Raw genomic sequence first — 18,321 nt, 5'->3', positions numbered from 1 at the left:
CGCCGGAGGCACACCCCGAGAGCACATAACAGGCTCTAATGGTATTGCTGTGATCAGTCGAGCTTAATCCACGTCGCTTTCAGCTCGGTGTACTTGTCGAACGCATGCATTGACTTGTCACGACCGTTACCGGACTGCTTATAGCCCCCAAACGGTGCCGTCATATCGCCACCGTCGTATTGGTTTACCCACACCGAGCCAGCACGAATGCCCTTCGCCATGCGGTGGGCTTTGCCCAAGTTGCCGGTCCAGATCGCAGACGCCAAACCGTAGATGGTGTCGTTGGCAATTTTTAAGGCTTCTGCTTCGTCTTTAAAGGTAATGGTCGCCAGAACCGGTCCGAAGATCTCTTCTTGCGCAATGGTCATGTCGTTGGTTACGCCTTCAAACACCGTAGGCTCGATGAAGAAGCCGTTTTCCACCGCACTGGCACGCTTGCCGCCGCTGGTGACACGACCGCCATCGGCTTTGCCCTTCTCAATATAGCTCAGCACCTGGTTCATCTGCTGTTCATCAACAATGGCGCCAACGTTGGTGTTGGGGTCTAGCGGGTTGCCCGGGCGCCATTTGCCGACGTGTTCACGCACCTTCGCCATAAAAGTCTCGGCAATGGACTCTTCTACCAACAGGCGAGAACCGGCGGTACAAACCTCACCCATGTTGTAGCAAATGGCGCTGGCTGCCGCTTCTGCAGCGGCGTCGAGATCCGGCGCGTCGGCGAAAACAATGTTGGGTGATTTGCCGCCTGCTTCGGTCCAGACGCGTTTCATGTTTGATTCGCCGGCGTAGATCATCAATTGCTTAGCGATCTTGGTTGAGCCAGTGAAGACCAGAGTGTCTACATCCATGTGCAACGCCAGTGCTTTACCGACGGTATGACCGTAGCCGGGTAAAACGTTCAGTACGCCGTTAGGGATGCCTGCTTCGGTGGCCAATTGCGCTAGGCGAATAGCGGTCAGGGGCGATTTCTCAGACGGCTTCAGAATGACCGAGTTACCCGTGGCTAATGCTGGGCCAATCTTCCAGCTTGCCATGATCATGGGGAAGTTCCAGGGTACGATGGCCGCGACGACACCCGATGGTTCGCGGGTGATCATGCCGATTTCGTTGTCGGGGGTGGGGGCCAGCTCATCATAAAGTTTGTCGATCGCTTCGGCGCACCAGCGGATGCAGCGCACCGTGCCGTTGATGTCTACCGTCAGGGCGTCAGCTATGGGTTTGCCCATGTCGAGGGTTTCCAGCAGCGCCAACTCTTCTTTGTTCGCTTCGATCAAATCGGCATAACGCTGCATAATGACTTTGCGCTTGGCGGGTGCCAGCGCCGACCAGTCACCGCGCTCAAACACGCTGCGTGCAACGGCAACGGCAGCATCGGCATCGGCTTGGTCGCAAGAGGCCACTGGCGTCAGCAGGCGGTTATCAATGGGGCTGTGTTTGGCAAAGGTTTCGCCGCTCACCGCATCACAGGCTTCGCCGTTCACCCAGGCACGGCCATCGGGCTTTAATGCAGCTGCTTTGGTCTGCCAGTATTCAAAATTATGCACGTTTGCCATGGGTTCCTCACTGTTCTTGCTCAGAAAAGAGTTAATAGTCGTGGGCACACAATAGCTCTGAGCGTGAATTAATTCAATATATCGAACAATAAATCATTGGGCCGAACGTCAGTTTTGCCGTTATTGGGCGTCCTTTTATGGCCGGATAATCTATGTTCGTGGGGAAAGTAAGAAAATTTTCCAGAAACCATTGATGTTTGATTTATTTTACATACACTGGGCAGCAAGTGTTCAAAATAACAGACAACCAAGATCAATCGACTGGGCGCACAGAATCTTTTAGATGCCCCAATTTTTAGCTAGCAGGTGGCGCATGTCCTCTCACAACCCTTCATTAAACGCATTCTGGATGCCTTTTACCGCCAATCGCCAGTTCAAGGGCAAGCCACGCTTGCTGGAATCGGCTGAAGGTATGTATTACACCAGTGAAGATGGCCGCTCTATTCTCGATGGCACCGCAGGCTTATGGTGTGTCAACGCCGGACATGGCCGCAGTGAAATCTCCAGTGCTGTCGCCAAGCAGATTGCCAAAATGGACTACGCTCCGACCTTCCAAATGGGGCATCCATTGCCGTTTGAGCTGGCCGAGCGCCTCATCAAGCATACGCCAGATGGCCTGAACAAGGTGTTCTTCACTAACTCTGGCTCGGAATCGGCTGACACCGCACTGAAAATCGCCTTGGGCTATCACCATGCTCGTGGTCAGGCCCAGCGCACACGCTTTATCGGCCGTGAGCGCGGCTATCACGGGGTTGGTTTTGGCGGCATCTCGGTCGGTGGTATCGGCAACAATCGCCGCTCGTTCGGCAACCTGTTAGCGGGTGTTGATCATCTGAAGCACACGTTGCTGCCGGAGAATGCCTTTGCCAAAGGCTTGCCAGAAAAAGGTCTGTGGCTGGCGGATGAACTGGAACAGCGCATTGCTTTGCATGGTGCGGACACCATAGCCGCTGTGATCATCGAGCCGGTTTCCGGGTCGGGTGGTGTCATCATGCCACCAGAAGGCTATTTAAAGCGCATCCGTGAAATCACTCAAAAGCACGGTATCTTGTTGATTTTTGATGAGGTTATCACTGGCTTTGGCCGTGTCGGCAAAGCTTTCGCGGCGAATCGATTTGACGTGACGCCGGATATTCTCACCACCGCTAAAGGCCTGACCAATGGGGCTATTCCCATGGGTGCGGTGTTTGTGAGTGACACCATCCACGATGCCTTTATGCAAGGTCCGGAAGAGGCGATCGACTTTTTCCACGGCTACACCTATTCCGGACACCCGGTGGCGGCGGCAGCCGGTTTAGCGGCGTTGGATATCTACGAGCGTGATGGCTTGTTTGAGCGCACTCTGGAAATGGAAGGCTATTTCCAGGAAGCACTGCACAGCCTGAAAGACCTGCCGAATGTAAAAGACATTCGTAACCTTGGCTTGATTGGTGCGGTGGAATTCCACCCGGACGATAAAGTGGGTAAGCGCGGCTACTCAGTGTTTGAGCATTGCTATTGGCAGGGCAACACCTTGGTGCGTTGCACGGGCGACATCATTGCGATGTCCCCCCCGTTGATCATCGAGAAAGCGCATATCGATCAACTGGTCGATGCCATGGGTAAAGCGATCCGCGCGGCGGCGTAACGGACGTTGATTCCGGGTTTAGGTGGTTGTTAGCCCTAGGCTGACACGCCGTAAAATACGTCCCTGTAGGCTCGTCAAGCGCATCCTTGCGCTTGAACGGTCAGCCTAGGGCTAACAACCACCTAAACCCTGAAGAATCGAATCACGTAGGGCGGGTGCTCTGCCACAAAAGCACACCCGCGATAAGCCAATAATTAAACAAGGCAATCTGAACGTGATGATTGCTGGGGGGTTAGGAGACAGGTGTCTTCGCCCGACGATCCGCCTCCTAAACCCCGTACTAAAGTTATATTTTTGCAAATAGGACAGTTTATGATCTCGATTAACCACTTCATCAAAGGCGAAACGACCGCCCCGAGCGAACGCCAGGCACCGGTTTTTAACCCCGCTACCGGCCAGCAAACCGGCTCGGTGTCCTTGGCAACTGCCCAAGAAACCGAACAAGCCATTGCTGTTGCAAAAGCTGCATTCACGGGCTGGGCCGAAACGTCCCCGCTGAACCGCGCGCGTGTTTTATTCAAGTTCCGCACGATTCTTGAAGAGCGTATGGACGAACTGGCGCGAGTGATCAGTTCCGAACACGGAAAAGTCTTCGAGGATGCGCGTGGTGAAATCATCCGTGGCATGGAAGTGGTGGAATTTGCTACGGGTATTCCGCATTTACTGCGTGGCGAAATTACCGAGCAAGTCGGTCGTGGCGTAGACGCTTGGTCACTGAACCAGCCGTTGGGCGTGGTTGCGGGTATCTCTCCCTTCAACTTCCCTGCCATGGTACCTATGTGGATGTGGCCAGTGGCCATTGCCTGCGGTAATACCTTTATCATGAAGCCATCCGAGAAAGACCCTTCAGCACCGATGCTGGTGGCGCAGTGGCTGAAAGAAGCGGGCCTGCCAGACGGAGTGTTCAATATCGTAAACGGTGACAAAGAGGCGGTTGATGTGCTGCTGACGCACCCAGATATTCAAGCCGTTAGTTTTGTGGGTTCTACGCCGATTGCTGAATACATCTATAGTACGGGCAGCGCGCACGGTAAGCGTGTACAGGCTTTGGGTGGCGCAAAAAACCACATGGTCGTGATGCCCGACGCCGATCTTGATATGACCGTTAATGCCCTGATGGGCGCCGCCTACGGCTCCGCTGGTGAGCGTTGCATGGCGATTTCGGTGGCGGTGGCGGTGGGTGACGACGTGGCCGACCGTCTGGTCGCTCAGTTGGCGGAAAAAACCAAGCAGCTCAAAATCGGCAACGGCGCTGAGAAAGGCCTTGATATGGGCCCGCTGGTCACCAAGGAACATCGTGCCAAGGTGTTGGGCTACATTGATCAAGGTGTTAAAGAAGGCGCTACACTGGTGGTTGATGGGCGTGACTTTACCCTGGTCGGTCACGAAGATGGTTATTTTGTCGGAGGTACACTGTTTGACCACGTTACCCCTGAGATGACCATTTACCAGGAAGAAATTTTTGGGCCAGTCCTTTGCGTGGTACGGGTGCCTGATTACGTTACTGCCGTCAAACTGATTAACGCGCACGAATATGGCAACGGCACCGCGGTATTTACGCGCAGCGGTGGTGTAGCACGCCAGTTCGTACACGACATTCAAGTGGGTATGGTGGGGGTGAACGTGCCAATCCCTGTGCCCATGGCTTTCCATTCGTTCGGTGGTTGGAAGCGCTCACTGTTTGGTGCAAACCACGTCCACGGCATGGAAGGCGTGAAGTTTTACACCAAACGCAAAGCCGTTACGGCGCGCTGGCCTGAGGGCGACCTTGGCGCAGAGTTTGTTATGCCAACGATGTAAGGCGCAAGCAGTCCGCTGAGTTTTGGGCGTAAGATTAATTGAGTAGGGCGGGTGTTTACACCCGCCGTATAGGCCGGAGAAATCATGAACATCAACAACATACTTGACGTCAAAACCCCTGCGGAAGACGTTGAGTCTTATTTGCCCGACGCGGACAAGATCATCAATGGTCAGCCGAAACAGCGGGTATGGAACCTGATGAGTTCCAAAGACGACCGTTTTCACAGTGGTATCTGGGACTCTCAGGCCGGGCACTGGAAGGTCAGTTATAGCGAAGACGAGTACTGCCATATTCTGGAAGGTGAATCCATCATCCATGACAACGAAGGCACCCACAAAATCGTTAAAGCAGGCGACCATTTCTTGATTCCCGCCGGATTTAAAGGCTCATGGGAAGTGCCGTCGTATTGCAAAAAGATCTACGTTATCTACGAATAATCAAAATACGTGATAGGGCATTGAATCATGCAAAAAACACCGCATACCGGATCATACTACGCGGCGAGCGCGAACCCGTCGCCAGAGCGTCCACCGTTACAGGAGTCGCTCGACACCCAAATTTGCATCATTGGTGCTGGCTACACCGGCCTGTCGAGTGCACTGCACCTCGCCGAAGCGGGCTACAAGGTGGTTGTATTGGAAGCCGCGCGTATTGCCTATGGCGCCAGTGGACGCAACGGCGGTCAGTTGGTTAACAGCTACAGCCGTGATATCGACGTCATTGAGCGCAATTACGGTACCGAAATGGCTAAAGCGCTCGGTGGTATGGCGTTTGAAGGCGCGCAAATCATTAAAGAGCGCATCGCCAAATACGACATCCAGTGTGACTTCAAGCCCGGCGGTATGTTCGCCGCCTTGAACAAAAAACAATTCAAAGGGTTACAGCACCACAAAGCCTTGTGGGAACGTTTTGGCTACAACGAATTGGAATTGCTCGACGCTGAGCAAACGCGTCAGCACATTGCCAGTGATGAATACGTTGGAGCACTGCTCGATAAGGGCGCGGGTCACATTCATCCGCTGAACTTGGCGCTGGGTGAAGCGGCCGCGGTGGAGTCGCTGGGCGGCAAAATCTACGAAGACTCTAAGGTCATTAAAATTGAGCGCAAGGAGCGCCCGGAAGTGTTCACCCAAAGCGGTGGTAAAGTCACTTGCGACTATTTAATCATCGCCGGAAACGCCTATCTGGGTGGTTTGGTGCCTGAATTGGCGGCAAAGTCGATGCCATGTGGCACGCAGATCGTTACGACGGAAGTGCTGGATGAGGACGTGGCGAAATCGTTGATTCCCGGCCAACAGTGCGTTGAAGACTGTAACTACAAGCTAGACTACTACCGCATCACTGGCGACAACCGCTTACTGTACGGTGGTGGCACCTCTTACGGCGGTGGCGACCCGGTATCCATTGAGGCCTTCTTACGGCCGCATTTGGAAAAGACCTTCCCACAATTGAAAGGCATAAAATTCGACTACGCGTGGGGCGGAGACTTCCTGTTGACGCTGAGCCGCTTGCCGCAGTTTGGCCGTCTGACGCCGAAGATATTCTACGCTCAGGGCTACAGCGGCCACGGAGTTACGACGACGCACCTCGCGGGTCGTTTGATCTCCGAAGCCGTGAAAGGCCACGCTGAGCGTTTCGATGCCTTTGGTCAGCTCAAACACTTCCCATTCCCTGGCGGGCGCTTGCTGCGTACCCCTTACACCGCCTTGGGCGGTTTGTATTACGGTCTGCGCGATAAGTTGGGTATTTAGTACTCAACCTGTTGCTTCATACAGGTTGGGCGAATGCCCAGCCTGTATGCTTTTTCCTTGGCTTAATACCGGCTGCAAATTTCCCGCTGAGCCTTTATGCTGAGGGCGTATTCTCGGTAGGTGAAAGCGATGGCTAACCCCTCACTGCTCATGTTTCTCGCTGATGCACTGCTCGTTATGCACGTGCTGTTTGTGCTCTTTGTGGTACTTGGGCTGCTGGCTATCTATGTTGGCTACTTTCTGCGGTGGGCATGGGTGCGCAACAAAATCTTCCGTATTGTTCACCTCGGCGCCATAGGCATTGTGGTGGCTCAGTCTTGGTTGGGGCTGATCTGCCCGTTAACGATTTGGGAAATGGCATTGCGTGAAAAAGCGGGTGGTGATACTTATGCCGGGTCTTTCATACAGCACTGGCTGCAAAGCCTGCTGTATTACAGCGCGCCTGAATGGGTTTTCATTACCGTATACACCGTCTTTGGTAGTTTGGTGTTGGCCAGTTGGTTTGTGGTGAGGCCGCACTAGACTAGACTAGGCTCAGCGCAAGGGTGAAGGTTGGTGAGACGCTACTCCTGGTCTGGCTGACTCGACCCGGAGTAGCGTGCTCTGCTGCATCAATATTCAGCGTTGTGATAGACGTTTTGCACGTCGTCACAGAAGTTCAGCATATCCACCAGTTTTTCGAATTGTTCAATGTCGACGCCTTCAATGGCGGTCATCATTTGCGGAATGAACTGAATCTCTTCTACTTCGAAATCGATGTTGGGGAAGGCGGCTTTCAAGGCGTTGCGCGTGTTCCCAAATTCGGTATGGGGCGCAAATACGGTGATCTTGCCGTCGGCCACTTCGATGTCGCTGACATCTACGTCCGCTTCCATCAGGGCTTCCAGAACCGGCTCTTCATCGTCGCCTGCAAACACAAAAATGGCGTCGTGATCGAACAGGTGGCTAACCGCGCCAGCCGCACCGAGTTTGGCTTTTACCTTGTTGAAGCAGGTGCGCACGTCGCCGTAGGTACGGTTCGGGTTGTCGGTCAGGCAATCCACAATGATCATGGTGTTGCCGGGGCCAAAGCCTTCGTAACGCGCCACCGCAAAGTCTTCGCCTCCACCACCCGCAGCCTTGGTGATCGCTTTTTCGATCACGTGAGCGGGTACCTGTTCTTTCTTCGCGCGCTCCAGCAACGAGGCCAGCGCGAGGTTACCGGTGGGCTCGGAGCCGCCCGATTTGGCACACATGTAGATTTCACGGCTGTAGCGACTGTAAATCTTGGCCTTCATGTCTGAGGTTTTGGCCATAGACTCTTTGCGGTTTTGGTAGGCTCTGCCCATTGTGATACACCATCATTAATACAAAACTGGCGCAATTCTAGTCGTTATTGGGTGGCAGAGCTACTGGATACCGGCGTTAAAACAAGGCAATCTGTGGGCTTGTTTTGTTTCGGAGTCGTTCGTAATGTCAGACCCTTTTCATCGTCTGCATACTGCCATGAATCAGTTCGCCTCAGCGCGCGACTGGGATCAGTTTCATTCACCTAAAAACCTGGCCATGGCGCTGACGGTGGAAGCCGCCGAATTGCAAGAGTGCTTTCAGTGGTTGACGGAAGCTCAGTCGACTGCGTTGAGCCCTGAACAACTGACCGCTGTGCGTGATGAAATAGCCGATGTACAACTGTATCTCATTCGCTTGGCGGGCAAACTTGAGATCGACATCGAACAAGCTTGTTGGGACAAAATGAAGAAGAACGACGCCAAATACCCGGCGGAAAGGGTCAAGGGCAGTGCGCGTAAGTACACCGATTATGAGTAGTAATAGGAGGCAGGCATGTTGAAGACGTTATGCCTTTGGGGCCGCCGCTTGGCGTTGTTGGTATTGGCCGCTCTGGCACCGGCGTATCTATTGGCTGCGCTGTATGGCGTGCCAGCGTTTTTCGTGATCGCTAGTCTACTGGTGGTGCTGGGGGCTGTACTGCTGTTTGTCCGTCAACGCTTCACGGGCCGTAAACCGCAGGGCTGGAGCTATATAGCCTTTACTTTGGCGCTGTTTTTGTTGGTTTGGCAGCCCATGGTGGCCCTGCACGCGCACTACGCGCCGCCTGGCTTGGCGGTGGTGGTGAATCACCTGACTTACGTCATCGCCGGGTTAGTGCTGGCTGGATTGTATTTCAGCCGCGAGGGACGCGCATGACCGAGCGTTATCTGTTTCTGGGAGACTCTGTTACCGACTGCGACCGCCAACGCAGTGTCAAACAACCTAACCGCAGTGAAGCCCTAGGGTATGGCTGGGTGAACCGTGTGGCGACTGAGTTATTGGCAATGTCGCCCAGTGCGCAGGTGTGGAACCGAGGTTTTGGTGGGTGTCGGGTGAATGAATTGCTGACCCATGATTGGTGCCCCCTAAAGCAGACACGCGGAAGCGACTTTACCTGTATCACTCTGTTGCTGGGTATCAACGATATTTGGTATCCCATGTCAGACCATGAAGCTCCGGATGTAGCGCGCATTTTGGCCAACTTTAACGCCTTGCTGGAGACCTTAAAACCGCTGATGGAGCGCATGGTGGTGATGGAGCCTTTTGCTATTCCCGGTACCGCGACCGATGATCAGTGGTGGCCACCGCTGCAGGCCATGCAATTCGGCATGGCTGAGTTGGTGGCCCAGCATGGGTTGATCTGGCTGCCCTTGCAAGCTGAGTTCAGTGCGCATAGCGCCGGCCAGTCTGCGCTTTGGGCTTACGATGGTGTGCACCCGGAAGTATTGGGGCATCGTTGGTTGGCTGACCAGTGGTTAACCAAGGTGGCGTGCACAGGTTAGTTGGACGCACCACGTTGCAGCCATTTATCGACATACCAGCAGCTTGCTGTCATGGTCAGGTCTTCGCTGCGTGCCCAAGCCAGTCCTGCGCGCACCAGCTTTTCTGCCAATCCTCTATTTCTCAAGGCTTGGGGCACGTAGGTGCGTGAAAAGTCGACGGCATCGTCCGTAAGCTGGTACTCCAAAACGGCTTCGCCTTCCGGTAACCGAATGACAAAGCGCTGTTGTTGCGGTTCGTGTTCGCACGTCGTATCGGTTGTTGTCTGTCGGGCGTTCATTGGCGTGCCCGGCGAGGGAGCTGGCGTGGTGACGACGGTCAGTTTCGCTTGCTGCTTAGTCAGCGCCATTTCTTCCGCATGCAGCAAGGCCAGTTTGGCAAAAATGGCTTTGCGCATGGACTGCCGATTGTAGTCCGACATGCTTCCGGCCTTGTCCAAGGTGATCTTATGCAGATGCAGGCAGGGAAACTCAGCACCAAATTCCCGCAAGTCACCTTTCACAATCACCGGCAGCAGGGCTTTATCATCGCTCTGCCGCGACAACATCTTGGCGAGGGCTTGCCGAAAGGGAGTGCTTTGCTGACCAATACCGCCGTTGGTATCGCGCTTCACCAGCTGCAGGCCTGGCTTGCCAATCAATTCACCGGGCACCACCATCATCGGCGTCGTTTCCACACTCTCTGCGGGTACGCGATTAAAGGTGTCGTGATAGGCGAAACGGTCAGGAATGACGACGATACGTGAATTGTTGTTGGTGAAATTCAGCGAATAATTGGTGTAGAGCTGTTCAACACTGGGGCTATAAACGCAAAGCTTACCCTCGAACCGCATAACGAATTCATACGATTTTTCGCGTGGGAGCTTGATGTCCCACTGTAGGTCGAGGTTGGTGCCTGAGTCAGACACTGCCATTGCGTTGCTCCATGCTAAAAAACACTGCGTCTAGCCCATGACTTTAGCACAGCCCTATATGGGTGTCAGTCAAACGGTCAGGTTTTGAAAGATCTAAACCTGATCTGGATCAACCCCTATTTTGCTGCACTGTCTATTATAGTGCTATGACAGTGCTCCATTTTCGCAGCGCGTTCACAGAGAGGAAATGCCATGTCCAGCTTACAAATAGAACAAATTGATGTGTTGTTGGTGCCGGTTGATGGGTCCAAAGGCTCACATAAAGCCGTCCGCTTAGCCGCCGGAATGGCGCAAGCGCAAGGCGCAGAACTGGAGCTGCTGTATGCGTTCCCAGCCAATGCGCTGGAGCTGATCGGGCCGTTAGGTGAAACGGCTTCGGCGGAACAGCTTAAGTATTTGAACACGGAGACCTTCGACAAGCTGCGTCAAGACAGCGCGCGCAAAGTGTTCGATGACGCATTAGCGCAAATACCGCCTGACCAGCATGGTCGAGTGAAAGAGGTTTTATTACCTGGAGACCCGGCGGAAGCGGTACTTAAGCATGCGAACACCTGTAAAAACCCGATGATTGTGGTAGGCAGTCGCGGCTTGTCACGGGTGCGTGAACTGTTGCTCGGCAGTGTGAGTCAGCGCTTGGTGCATCATGCACATTGTCCGGTCACCGTGGTGCACTAAGGGTGTTTGGAATTAAGTGCGCCTGTTGCGCTGAGGTTACAGTTTTAAGTCCAGTAATAAATTAGGAACAGTGCGATGCTTGGCAGTATCTGGCGCTCTGCGTAGTATCAGTTGGCTGCTCGATTCGGGCGGATGACCGGTTGGTTAGGGCGCTTTCGAGAATCGTACTTATGGACAAAACAGTAAGAAGTGGTGTTTTTTATGCCCTGACAGCCTATGGCTTGTGGGCAGTGGCGCCCATGTATTTTAAGCTGATGCAGGACGTTGCCGCACCCGAAATACTGGCGCATCGCGTATTGTGGTCATTTGTGCTGACGCTGGCGCTTATTGTGGCGTTTCGTAAGCGTGATGTGCTCTGGGCTACCATGAAGTCCCGCCGCGCGCGCTGGCTACTGTTGTGCTCCACGGCCATCATTGGCTTTAATTGGGGGTTGTTTATCTGGTCGGTGCAAAGCGGCTTCATGCTCAGCGCCAGCTTGGGGTACTACATCAACCCATTGGTGAATATCCTTTTTGGTATGCTGTTTTTTGGTGAGCGTTTGGGCAAAGTGAAAACCGCTGCGGCGCTGATTTGTTTGGCTGCGGTGGCCTACGAATTGATTCAGTTTGGGCGCTTGCCGTGGATCGCATTAGCGCTAGGTGTCAGCTTTGCGCTCTATGGTCTGGTGCGTAAAAAGCTGGCGGTCGACAGCTTCACCGGTATGGCCATGGAAACCGGCTTGCTGCTGCCCTTAGCCATTGGCTATTTGTGGTTCAGTACCAGCCCGACGACAGACTTGTTCGCCAATACCGGCTGGACGAACTTCCTGTTGTTCGCCGCGGGGCCCGTGACCATGGTGCCGCTGATGTGCTTCGCCGCGGCGGCCAACCGCATCAGCATGACCGCCTTGGGATTCTTTCAATACATCGCGCCCAGCGGTGTCTTCTTGTTGGCGGTGTTTGTGTACGGCGAGGAATTGGCACCCGAAAAGCTGGTCACCTTCGGCATGATCTGGTTTGCCCTGATCATGCTTTCCGTAGATACCCTGTATCGCTGGCGGCGCGGACCGAAAATACCGGTGGTGCCAGCGGCTTAGTTTCTTTAAGCGCGAATTAAGTAGAGTATGCCTCCGGCGCTCCACGGCAGGCCGAGAGTCGCACCTTGAGGCATACTCTACTTAATCCACGCGATAGCTATGCGCCAAGTTCTAAGATGCAGTGTGGCGTCAGGAATGCAGGCGCTTCATGGCTCAGCCACACCAATCCTTTGTTGGCGAGCTGTGGTGTTAGTTGATGCATGATCTTGGCGGCGGTTTCGTCATCGACGCCGCGAAAGGGTTCATCCAAAATCACCCAGCGTACTTCAGGTTGTAGCCAACGCAAGATGACCCGCGCTAAGGCCACGCGACGTTGTTCACCGCCCGACAGCGCCAAGCCATTCTCACCTATCCAGGTATCTAAACCCTGCGCCGATTGCTCCACGCGGTCGCCCAAAGCCACCCACTCCAACACCTGCCATAGCTGTTCGTCGGTGGCGTTAGGATTGCCCAGCAACAGGTTGTTGGCGAGGGTGTCGTTGAACACCTTGGTGTCCTGTGTCAGCCACGCCGTTTGCGCGAGTCTAGGCAAAGCGAGCGTGGCTGCGAGGGTTGATTTGCCGCTGCCTGAAGCTCCGGTGATGACACCGCTTTCGCCGGGTGTTAAGTCGAAGAATTGATCGTTGGCGGTGACACGCAGAGTGGCTGAATCAGGCACTATGGGCGCATTTTGTGCTGTATCAGGGGCCATCTCGTTCAAGCGCTGTGCGGCGGCGAGAGTCTGCCCGAAAAACGCGAATGACCGGGGTAGGTTGGCGAAGGCTTCATTGAGCGCCAGCAGGCCGAGCAATAACATCACCAACAATGGCCCTGATACGCCCTGGTCAATATAGACCTGTATGCCCAGTATCAGCACGGTGGCTATTATTAAAGCCAGTCCGGCATTGACCAGGCTTTGTACCAGACCAATCACCCGCGCCAACGAGTGTTGCTGCGCTTGCAGCGCATCGGCGTGCGAAGACACCAACAAGGCGTGTGTGGCGGCGTGTCCAGCGGCGGTGAGTTCGGCATGGCCGCGCAAGTGATCGACACTGTGAATGCGTACCTGTTCGGTCAACTCGGTCAGTGCAGCGCTGTGTTTTTTGCCCAGTACAGCTGGTAACAGGGTCGCCAGTCCCAGCAGTCCCCAAAGGCTAAAAAACACCCAAAAGGCGGCGCTTGGATTGTGGTTTAACAACACCCACCACAGTACCGCACTGACCCAGCATAGCGTTAGAGCGGCAACCAGAGGCGGGGCGAGCAGGCGTAGATACAGGTTGTCGAGGGTGTCTAGGTCGCTGGTCAGGCGATTCAGCCATTGGCTGCTGCGTTGGCGATTGAGTTGCAGTACGGACAAACGGCTGATGCGAGCAAACAAGCGTACACGTAAGTCCGCCAGCAGACGCAACACGGTATCGTGGTTGTATAGGCGTTCAAGGTAACGTGCGATGGTGCGCGTCAAGGCGAAACCGCGAATCCCGGCGCCGGGTACATAGACGTCCAGGTAAACGGCCACACCCGACGCCAGCAGCACGGAAGCCAGCCCCGCCGAGGTAATAAACCATCCCGACAGGCCGAGCAGGGCAACACCCGCGGTCAGTGTCAGGGCGAGCAACAAGCCGCCCACGAGTAAGCGCGTACGCCGTTGCAGAATCAGTTGGACCCAAGGCCATAGGCTCTTCATACCAAAGCCGCCTTATCGTTGATGCGAATAATGCGGTGCACGCGTTGCAGCAGGTCGGCGTCGTGCGAACTGAGAATCACCCCTCGGCCTTGTGCTGCCAGCCGATCCAAACAGTCGGCGATCAGCGCCGTACTCTCTGCGTCGAGCGCTGCGGTGGGTTCGTCCAACAACACCCATTGGGCATCCGACAACCAAATACGGGCAAGCGCTAAACGCTGGGCTTCACCGCCTGACAAGAAACGTCCGTCTTCCCCGACAGGGCTATTCAGGCCTTGTGGCAAACGGTGCAGTAAATCGGTTAAACCGACTTGAGCAACGGCGTCGTGCATGTCTTGTTCAGAGGCCAGCGGGGCCATCCAGCGCAGGTTATCAGCCCAACTGCCAAATAACAGAAACGGCTTCTGGCTCATCCACGCGATGGGGGCCTGTCCTGCTGGTTGACCATTCACTCGAACGCTGCCACTTGTTGGCTGAATAAAACCCGCCATCAAGTTAAGTATGCTCGATTTTCCGCTGCCGGTAGGTCCGGACAGCCCGATGATTTCACCGCGCTGGAACTGCGCATTAAAACGGTGGAACAGCGTACCGCGTTCGGGAAAGGTCAGCGTGACGTGATCAAAGACGATGGTGCTGTCTGGCGTGCTATTGATCGCAGTCGCAACCGTGTCTGTCGCCGGCTTGGATGCTGCTGTCTGTGCCTGCACTTGTGAGAGTGTCTCGGCCGCGCCCAGTGCGGCGGCTCGGTCATGGTAGTGCTGGGCAAGGGTACGCAGCGGTTGAAAGAACTCGGGCGCCAGCAGCAGAATCAAAAGCCCACTGAATAAGGTCAGATCGGTACTGGGGCCCCAATCGATATAGCCGAGCAGCCCAAAGCCAATGTAAATCGCCAGCATGGCGATGGCGACCGAGGCAAAAAACTCCAGCACCGTCGACGACAAGAAAGCCACGCGTAAGGTTTTCATGGTGAGCCGGCGGAGGTTGTTGCTGGCCTGCGCAACGGTGTCTTCGGCTTGCCGTGTTTGGCCAAAGATTTGCAAGGTGGTGATGCCGTGCAAGCGGTCGAGAAAGTGACCCGACAGGCGACTGAGGCTGGCGAAGTGTTGCTGATTAATCTTTTCGGCACCCATTCCGACCAGCGCCATAAACAGTGGAATCAGCGGGGCCGAAAACAGCAGTAACAGCGCCGCCACCCAGTCAAGATAGAACACAATCGCTAAGATAATGGCCGGTACTGCGACAGTGATGGTTTGCTGTGGCAGATAGCGCGCCACATAGCCATCCAATGCTTCCACTTGCTGAACGTATTGGCTGGCACGTTCGGCAGGCGACAGCTCTGCATTACGCAGCGGGCCATTGTCTGCCCATTGGGTCAGCAAGCGCTCACGTACCAGACTGCGCACCTGGATGCTGGCCTGTGCGCCGAAAACTTCTTGAGCGTATTGCGCCAACGCGCGCACAATTATGCACAGCAGCAACCCAGCAAGGGGCGTCATCAGCTCTGCAAGCAAAAGGCCTTCAACCAATAGCCCACTCACACTCACCGCCAACGCCCATAACAAACCGACCGTCGCCAGCCCCGCCACGGAACCCGCCACAGCCGCCAAGCGCACAGCATTTCGCGCGGGCTTAATGATCGAGCGTAGCCACTGCTTAGCGGTTGGTTCAGGCAAGTCTGTTTCCCCTTGTTTTTGGTCCGTGCCGGAAGCGAGGGCTCTCGGCGGTTACCTACGGCGCTTCACGGCAGGCCGGAAGGCGCGCCTTAAGGTAACCACCTGCGCCCGTCGCTTCGAACGTTTCAATGTTCAGCCAATTTCTCGAAAAACCGCCCAGTTGAGTGATCAAGCCTAAGCGAGGAAGGGGGACGGTTATGTCCCCTTCGCATTTCGTGCGCTTTTCGCTCGTGTTTTTTTGACGTGCTTAGTGAGTGTGGGAAGGGCGCAGGCGTATGCCTCAAGGCGCGACTCCCCGGCCTGCCGTGGAGCGCCGGAGGCATACGCCGAGAGCCCTATGCAACAGGCACACAAAAAGGCCGACGAAAAGAATCAGTGATAACCGACTCCTGCCTTCACCTTGCCGCGAAACACCCAATAGGTCCATGCCGTGTACATCAACACAAAGGGAATCACGAACAGCAAACCAATCAACAAAAACAGCTGAGACGAATGCGCCGACGATGCATCCCACAACGTATAGTCTGGCGGCACGATATAGGGCAGCTTACTGACCGCTAGTCCTAAGTAAGTGAAGACAAACAACGCCATGGTTGCCACGAACGGCATACCATCTTGTCGCTTCAGCACCGCCCGCACCAACACAATAATGGACAGCAAAGCACCCAACGGCAGCAGCCAAATCAAACTGATTTGATCAAACCAACGAGCGCGCACCAACTCGCTGATGAGTGGCGTCCAGATACTGATGATGCCAAACACCACCACCACGGCCGCCAACAGGTATGGCGTGATTTTGTACGCCCATTGTTGGATGTAATCCTCTGACTTCAGAATCAACCAGGTGCTGCCCAGCAGCGCGTAACCGGCTAACATGCCCAGCCCGGTTAAAACCGAAAACGGCGTCAGCCAGTCGAAGGCACCGCCGACGTAGCGGAAGTTCTCCGTTTCAAAGCCTTGGATGTAAGCACCCACTACCGCGCCTTGGGCAAAGGTCGCCAGCATAGAACCGCCAGCAAACGACCAATTCCACAGGTAGCGTGAAGTCTTGGCTTTGAAGCGAAACTCGAAGGCCACGCCACGAAAAATCAGCCCCGCCAGCATTAAGAACACGCCCAAATACAGTGCAGGCAGGAATACGCTGTAGACCAGAGGGAACGCGGCCAGCAGCCCGGCGCCACCCAAAATCAGCCAGGTTTCGTTACCATCCCATACCGGCGCGACCGAGTTCATCATGACGTCGCGGGCTTCTTCCGACGGCGCAAAAGGAAACAGGATGCCTTGGCCGAGGTCGAAACCGTCCATCAGCACATACATGATGATGCCGAAACCAATGATACCCGCCCAAATGGGCACTAAATCGAATACAGGTTCCATTAGCGTGCTCCTTCTTCAAGGGGAACATCCGCCGCCGAGAATGGTCGCTTGGCGCGGTGTGGGGACAGCTCGTCGTCGTGTGCCGGCGGTTGGAATTCCATACCGTCACGCAGGATGCGCATCAAGTAATACAACCCGCCGCTGAACACCAAGGCGTAAACAATGATGTAGCCGATCAGAGTGGTCAGGGCCATCCAGCCTTGCAACGACGGCGTGACGCCTTCAGCAAAGGTCATGACGCCGTAGATCAACCACGGTCCGCGGCCGATTTCTGTGGTAAACCAGCCAGCCAGAACGGCGATGAAGGGGGTAATACTCATCACCTGCAAGACGCGGAAGTACCATTGAGTTGTCCACAGTTTGCCGCGCATGCGTAAGATCAGTCCGGCAACCGATACGGCAATCATCAGAAGGCCAATCGCCACCATGACGCGGAATGACCAGAACACCCACCAAACGGGTGGCTGTTCTTCTACCGGCACGATATCTAAGCCCGGCACCACGCCATCGGCGCTGTGTTTCAGAATGATACTGGCGAGATTGGGAATGCCGATTTCGAAATGGTTCGTTTGGTTAGCCTGATCCGGCCAGGCGAACAACAGCAAGGGTACATTGCTGCGCGTTTCCCAGTTGCCCTCCATCGCCGCCACCTTCGCAGGCTGGTGCTCCAGGGTGTTCAAACCATGCAGGTCGCCGACCCACGCCTGCAGTGGAGTGAGGATTAGCAGCAGCCACAGCGACATTGATAGCGCCTTGCGATTGGCTTCCACTTCGCGACCGCGCAGCAGATACCAAGCACTCACCCCGGCCACGACAAAGCCACCGGTCAGGAAGGACGCCAGACCCATGTGCGCGAAGCGATAAGGCAGTGACGCATTGAAGATGGCTTCGGTCCATGAGGTGACGTAGAGCAGCTCGCCACGGAACTCGACCCCGGCCGGGGTGTGCATCCAGCTGTTGGCGGACAGAATCCAGAACGATGAAATGAAGGTGCCGACCGCCACCAGTACCGCCGACATCAGGTAGATGCCGGGTGGTACCTTGCCGCGACCAAACAGCAGCACGCCCAAGAACGCCGCCTCCAAGAAGAACGCCGTTATGACTTCGTAGCTTAGGATTGGCCCAAGGAAATTAGCGCTGATGTAGGAGAAGTTCGACCAGTTAGTACCAAACTGGAAGGCCATCACGATACCAGACACCACCCCCATGCCGAACACCACGGCGAATACCTTGATCCAGAACTGGGAAAGCTTCATCCATACCGGGTTCTGTGTCTTTAAATAGATGCCTTCCAAGACGGCAATAAAGGACGCCAGTCCGATGGTGAACACCGGGAAGATGGCGTGAAACGACACGACGAATGCGAATTGCAATCGTGAGAGGAAAATCGGATCGAGCTCCATGGTG

17 protein-coding genes are annotated in these 18,321 nt (G+C 55.1%); 10 read left to right on the top strand and 7 right to left on the bottom strand.

Translation table 11 applies throughout. The annotated features are described in order from the left end of the window. Positions 1-53: 53 nt before the first annotated feature. Positions 54-1,553, bottom strand: coding sequence for an aldehyde dehydrogenase (locus NFC81_RS14365; protein ID WP_304995163.1), 1,500 nt, complete (start codon positions 1,551-1,553; stop codon positions 54-56). A gap of 313 nt (positions 1,554-1,866) precedes the next feature. On the opposite strand from NFC81_RS14365, the gene NFC81_RS14360 reads away from it, so the two are divergent. From NFC81_RS14360 to NFC81_RS14340, 5 genes are all read left to right on the top strand, one after another. Further along, positions 1,867-3,180 (top strand): aspartate aminotransferase family protein, encoded by a 1,314-nt coding sequence (locus NFC81_RS14360; protein ID WP_304995162.1) that lies wholly within the window; start codon positions 1,867-1,869, stop codon positions 3,178-3,180. Positions 3,181-3,492: 312 nt separating this feature from the next. Beyond that, positions 3,493-4,980, top strand: coding sequence for a CoA-acylating methylmalonate-semialdehyde dehydrogenase (locus NFC81_RS14355; RefSeq protein ID WP_304995161.1), 1,488 nt, complete (start codon positions 3,493-3,495; stop codon positions 4,978-4,980). 84 nt (positions 4,981-5,064) lie between these two features. Beyond that, a complete protein-coding gene (locus NFC81_RS14350; protein ID WP_304995160.1) occupies positions 5,065-5,418 on the top strand; it encodes a cupin domain-containing protein in 354 nt (117 codons plus the stop codon). 27 nt (positions 5,419-5,445) lie between these two features. Next, on the top strand, positions 5,446-6,732 hold the full coding sequence (locus tag NFC81_RS14345) for an FAD-binding oxidoreductase (protein ID WP_304995159.1): 1,287 nt from the start codon (positions 5,446-5,448) through the stop codon (positions 6,730-6,732). Between the two features lie 129 nt (positions 6,733-6,861). Next, a complete protein-coding gene (locus NFC81_RS14340) occupies positions 6,862-7,254 on the top strand; it encodes a DUF2784 domain-containing protein (RefSeq protein WP_304995158.1) in 393 nt (130 codons plus the stop codon). Positions 7,255-7,343: 89 nt separating this feature from the next. On the opposite strand, the gene NFC81_RS14335 is transcribed toward NFC81_RS14340, so the two are convergent. After that, a complete protein-coding gene (locus NFC81_RS14335; protein WP_304995157.1) occupies positions 7,344-8,060 on the bottom strand; it encodes a YebC/PmpR family DNA-binding transcriptional regulator in 717 nt (238 codons plus the stop codon). Between the two features lie 124 nt (positions 8,061-8,184). Between NFC81_RS14335 and NFC81_RS14330 the strand changes: the two genes are divergently transcribed. The 3 genes from NFC81_RS14330 to NFC81_RS14320 are packed head-to-tail and all read left to right on the top strand — an operon-like array spanning position 8,185 to position 9,542. Beyond that, a complete protein-coding gene (locus tag NFC81_RS14330) occupies positions 8,185-8,538 on the top strand; it encodes a nucleotide pyrophosphohydrolase (RefSeq protein WP_304995156.1) in 354 nt (117 codons plus the stop codon). Positions 8,539-8,553: 15 nt separating this feature from the next. Then, on the top strand, positions 8,554-8,916 hold the full coding sequence (locus NFC81_RS14325; RefSeq protein ID WP_304995155.1) for a hypothetical protein: 363 nt from the start codon (positions 8,554-8,556) through the stop codon (positions 8,914-8,916). Then, a complete protein-coding gene (locus NFC81_RS14320; RefSeq protein WP_304995154.1) occupies positions 8,913-9,542 on the top strand; it encodes a GDSL-type esterase/lipase family protein in 630 nt (209 codons plus the stop codon). The genes NFC81_RS14325 and NFC81_RS14320 overlap by 4 nt, the downstream gene beginning before the upstream one ends. On the opposite strand, the gene NFC81_RS14315 is transcribed toward NFC81_RS14320, so the two are convergent. Then, positions 9,539-10,453 (bottom strand): GNAT family N-acetyltransferase, encoded by a 915-nt coding sequence (locus NFC81_RS14315; RefSeq protein ID WP_304995153.1) that lies wholly within the window; start codon positions 10,451-10,453, stop codon positions 9,539-9,541. The genes NFC81_RS14320 and NFC81_RS14315 overlap by 4 nt on opposite strands. Positions 10,454-10,645: 192 nt before the next feature. Between NFC81_RS14315 and NFC81_RS14310 the strand changes: the two genes are divergently transcribed. Together NFC81_RS14310 and rarD are read left to right on the top strand one after the other, a co-directional pair. Continuing rightward, positions 10,646-11,128, top strand: coding sequence for a universal stress protein (locus NFC81_RS14310; RefSeq protein WP_304995152.1), 483 nt, complete (start codon positions 10,646-10,648; stop codon positions 11,126-11,128). Positions 11,129-11,298: 170 nt separating this feature from the next. Further along, on the top strand, positions 11,299-12,204 hold the full coding sequence (gene rarD / locus NFC81_RS14305) for an EamA family transporter RarD (RefSeq protein WP_304995151.1): 906 nt from the start codon (positions 11,299-11,301) through the stop codon (positions 12,202-12,204). 97 nt (positions 12,205-12,301) lie between these two features. Here rarD and NFC81_RS14300 read toward each other — a convergent pair whose 3' ends face one another. From NFC81_RS14300 to NFC81_RS14285, 4 genes are all read right to left on the bottom strand, one after another. Further along, the gene (locus tag NFC81_RS14300) at positions 12,302-13,867 is read right to left on the bottom strand and encodes an ATP-binding cassette domain-containing protein (RefSeq protein ID WP_304995150.1); all 1,566 of its coding nucleotides are present in this window, start codon (positions 13,865-13,867) and stop codon (positions 12,302-12,304) included. Next, entirely contained in the window at positions 13,864-15,537 is a 1,674-nt protein-coding gene (gene cydD, locus NFC81_RS14295; RefSeq protein ID WP_304995149.1) for a thiol reductant ABC exporter subunit CydD, read from the bottom strand. The genes NFC81_RS14300 and cydD overlap by 4 nt, the downstream gene beginning before the upstream one ends. Before the next feature lie 372 nt (positions 15,538-15,909). Next, positions 15,910-16,914, bottom strand: a complete 1,005-nt coding sequence (cydB, locus tag NFC81_RS14290) for a cytochrome d ubiquinol oxidase subunit II (protein WP_304995148.1) — start codon at positions 16,912-16,914, stop codon at positions 15,910-15,912. After that, positions 16,914-18,317 (bottom strand): cytochrome ubiquinol oxidase subunit I, encoded by a 1,404-nt coding sequence (locus tag NFC81_RS14285; RefSeq protein WP_304995147.1) that lies wholly within the window; start codon positions 18,315-18,317, stop codon positions 16,914-16,916. Before NFC81_RS14285 ends, cydB begins: the two co-directional genes overlap by 1 nt. Positions 18,318-18,321: the final 4 nt, after the last annotated feature.

Origin of the sequence: Salinispirillum sp. LH 10-3-1 (assembly GCF_030643825.1) — a bacterium.
In the GTDB taxonomy this organism is placed as follows: Bacteria; Pseudomonadota; Gammaproteobacteria; order Pseudomonadales; family Natronospirillaceae; genus Salinispirillum.
The sequence above is the reverse complement of the archived record's forward strand: the minus strand, read 5'-3'. Positions and strand labels throughout refer to the sequence as shown.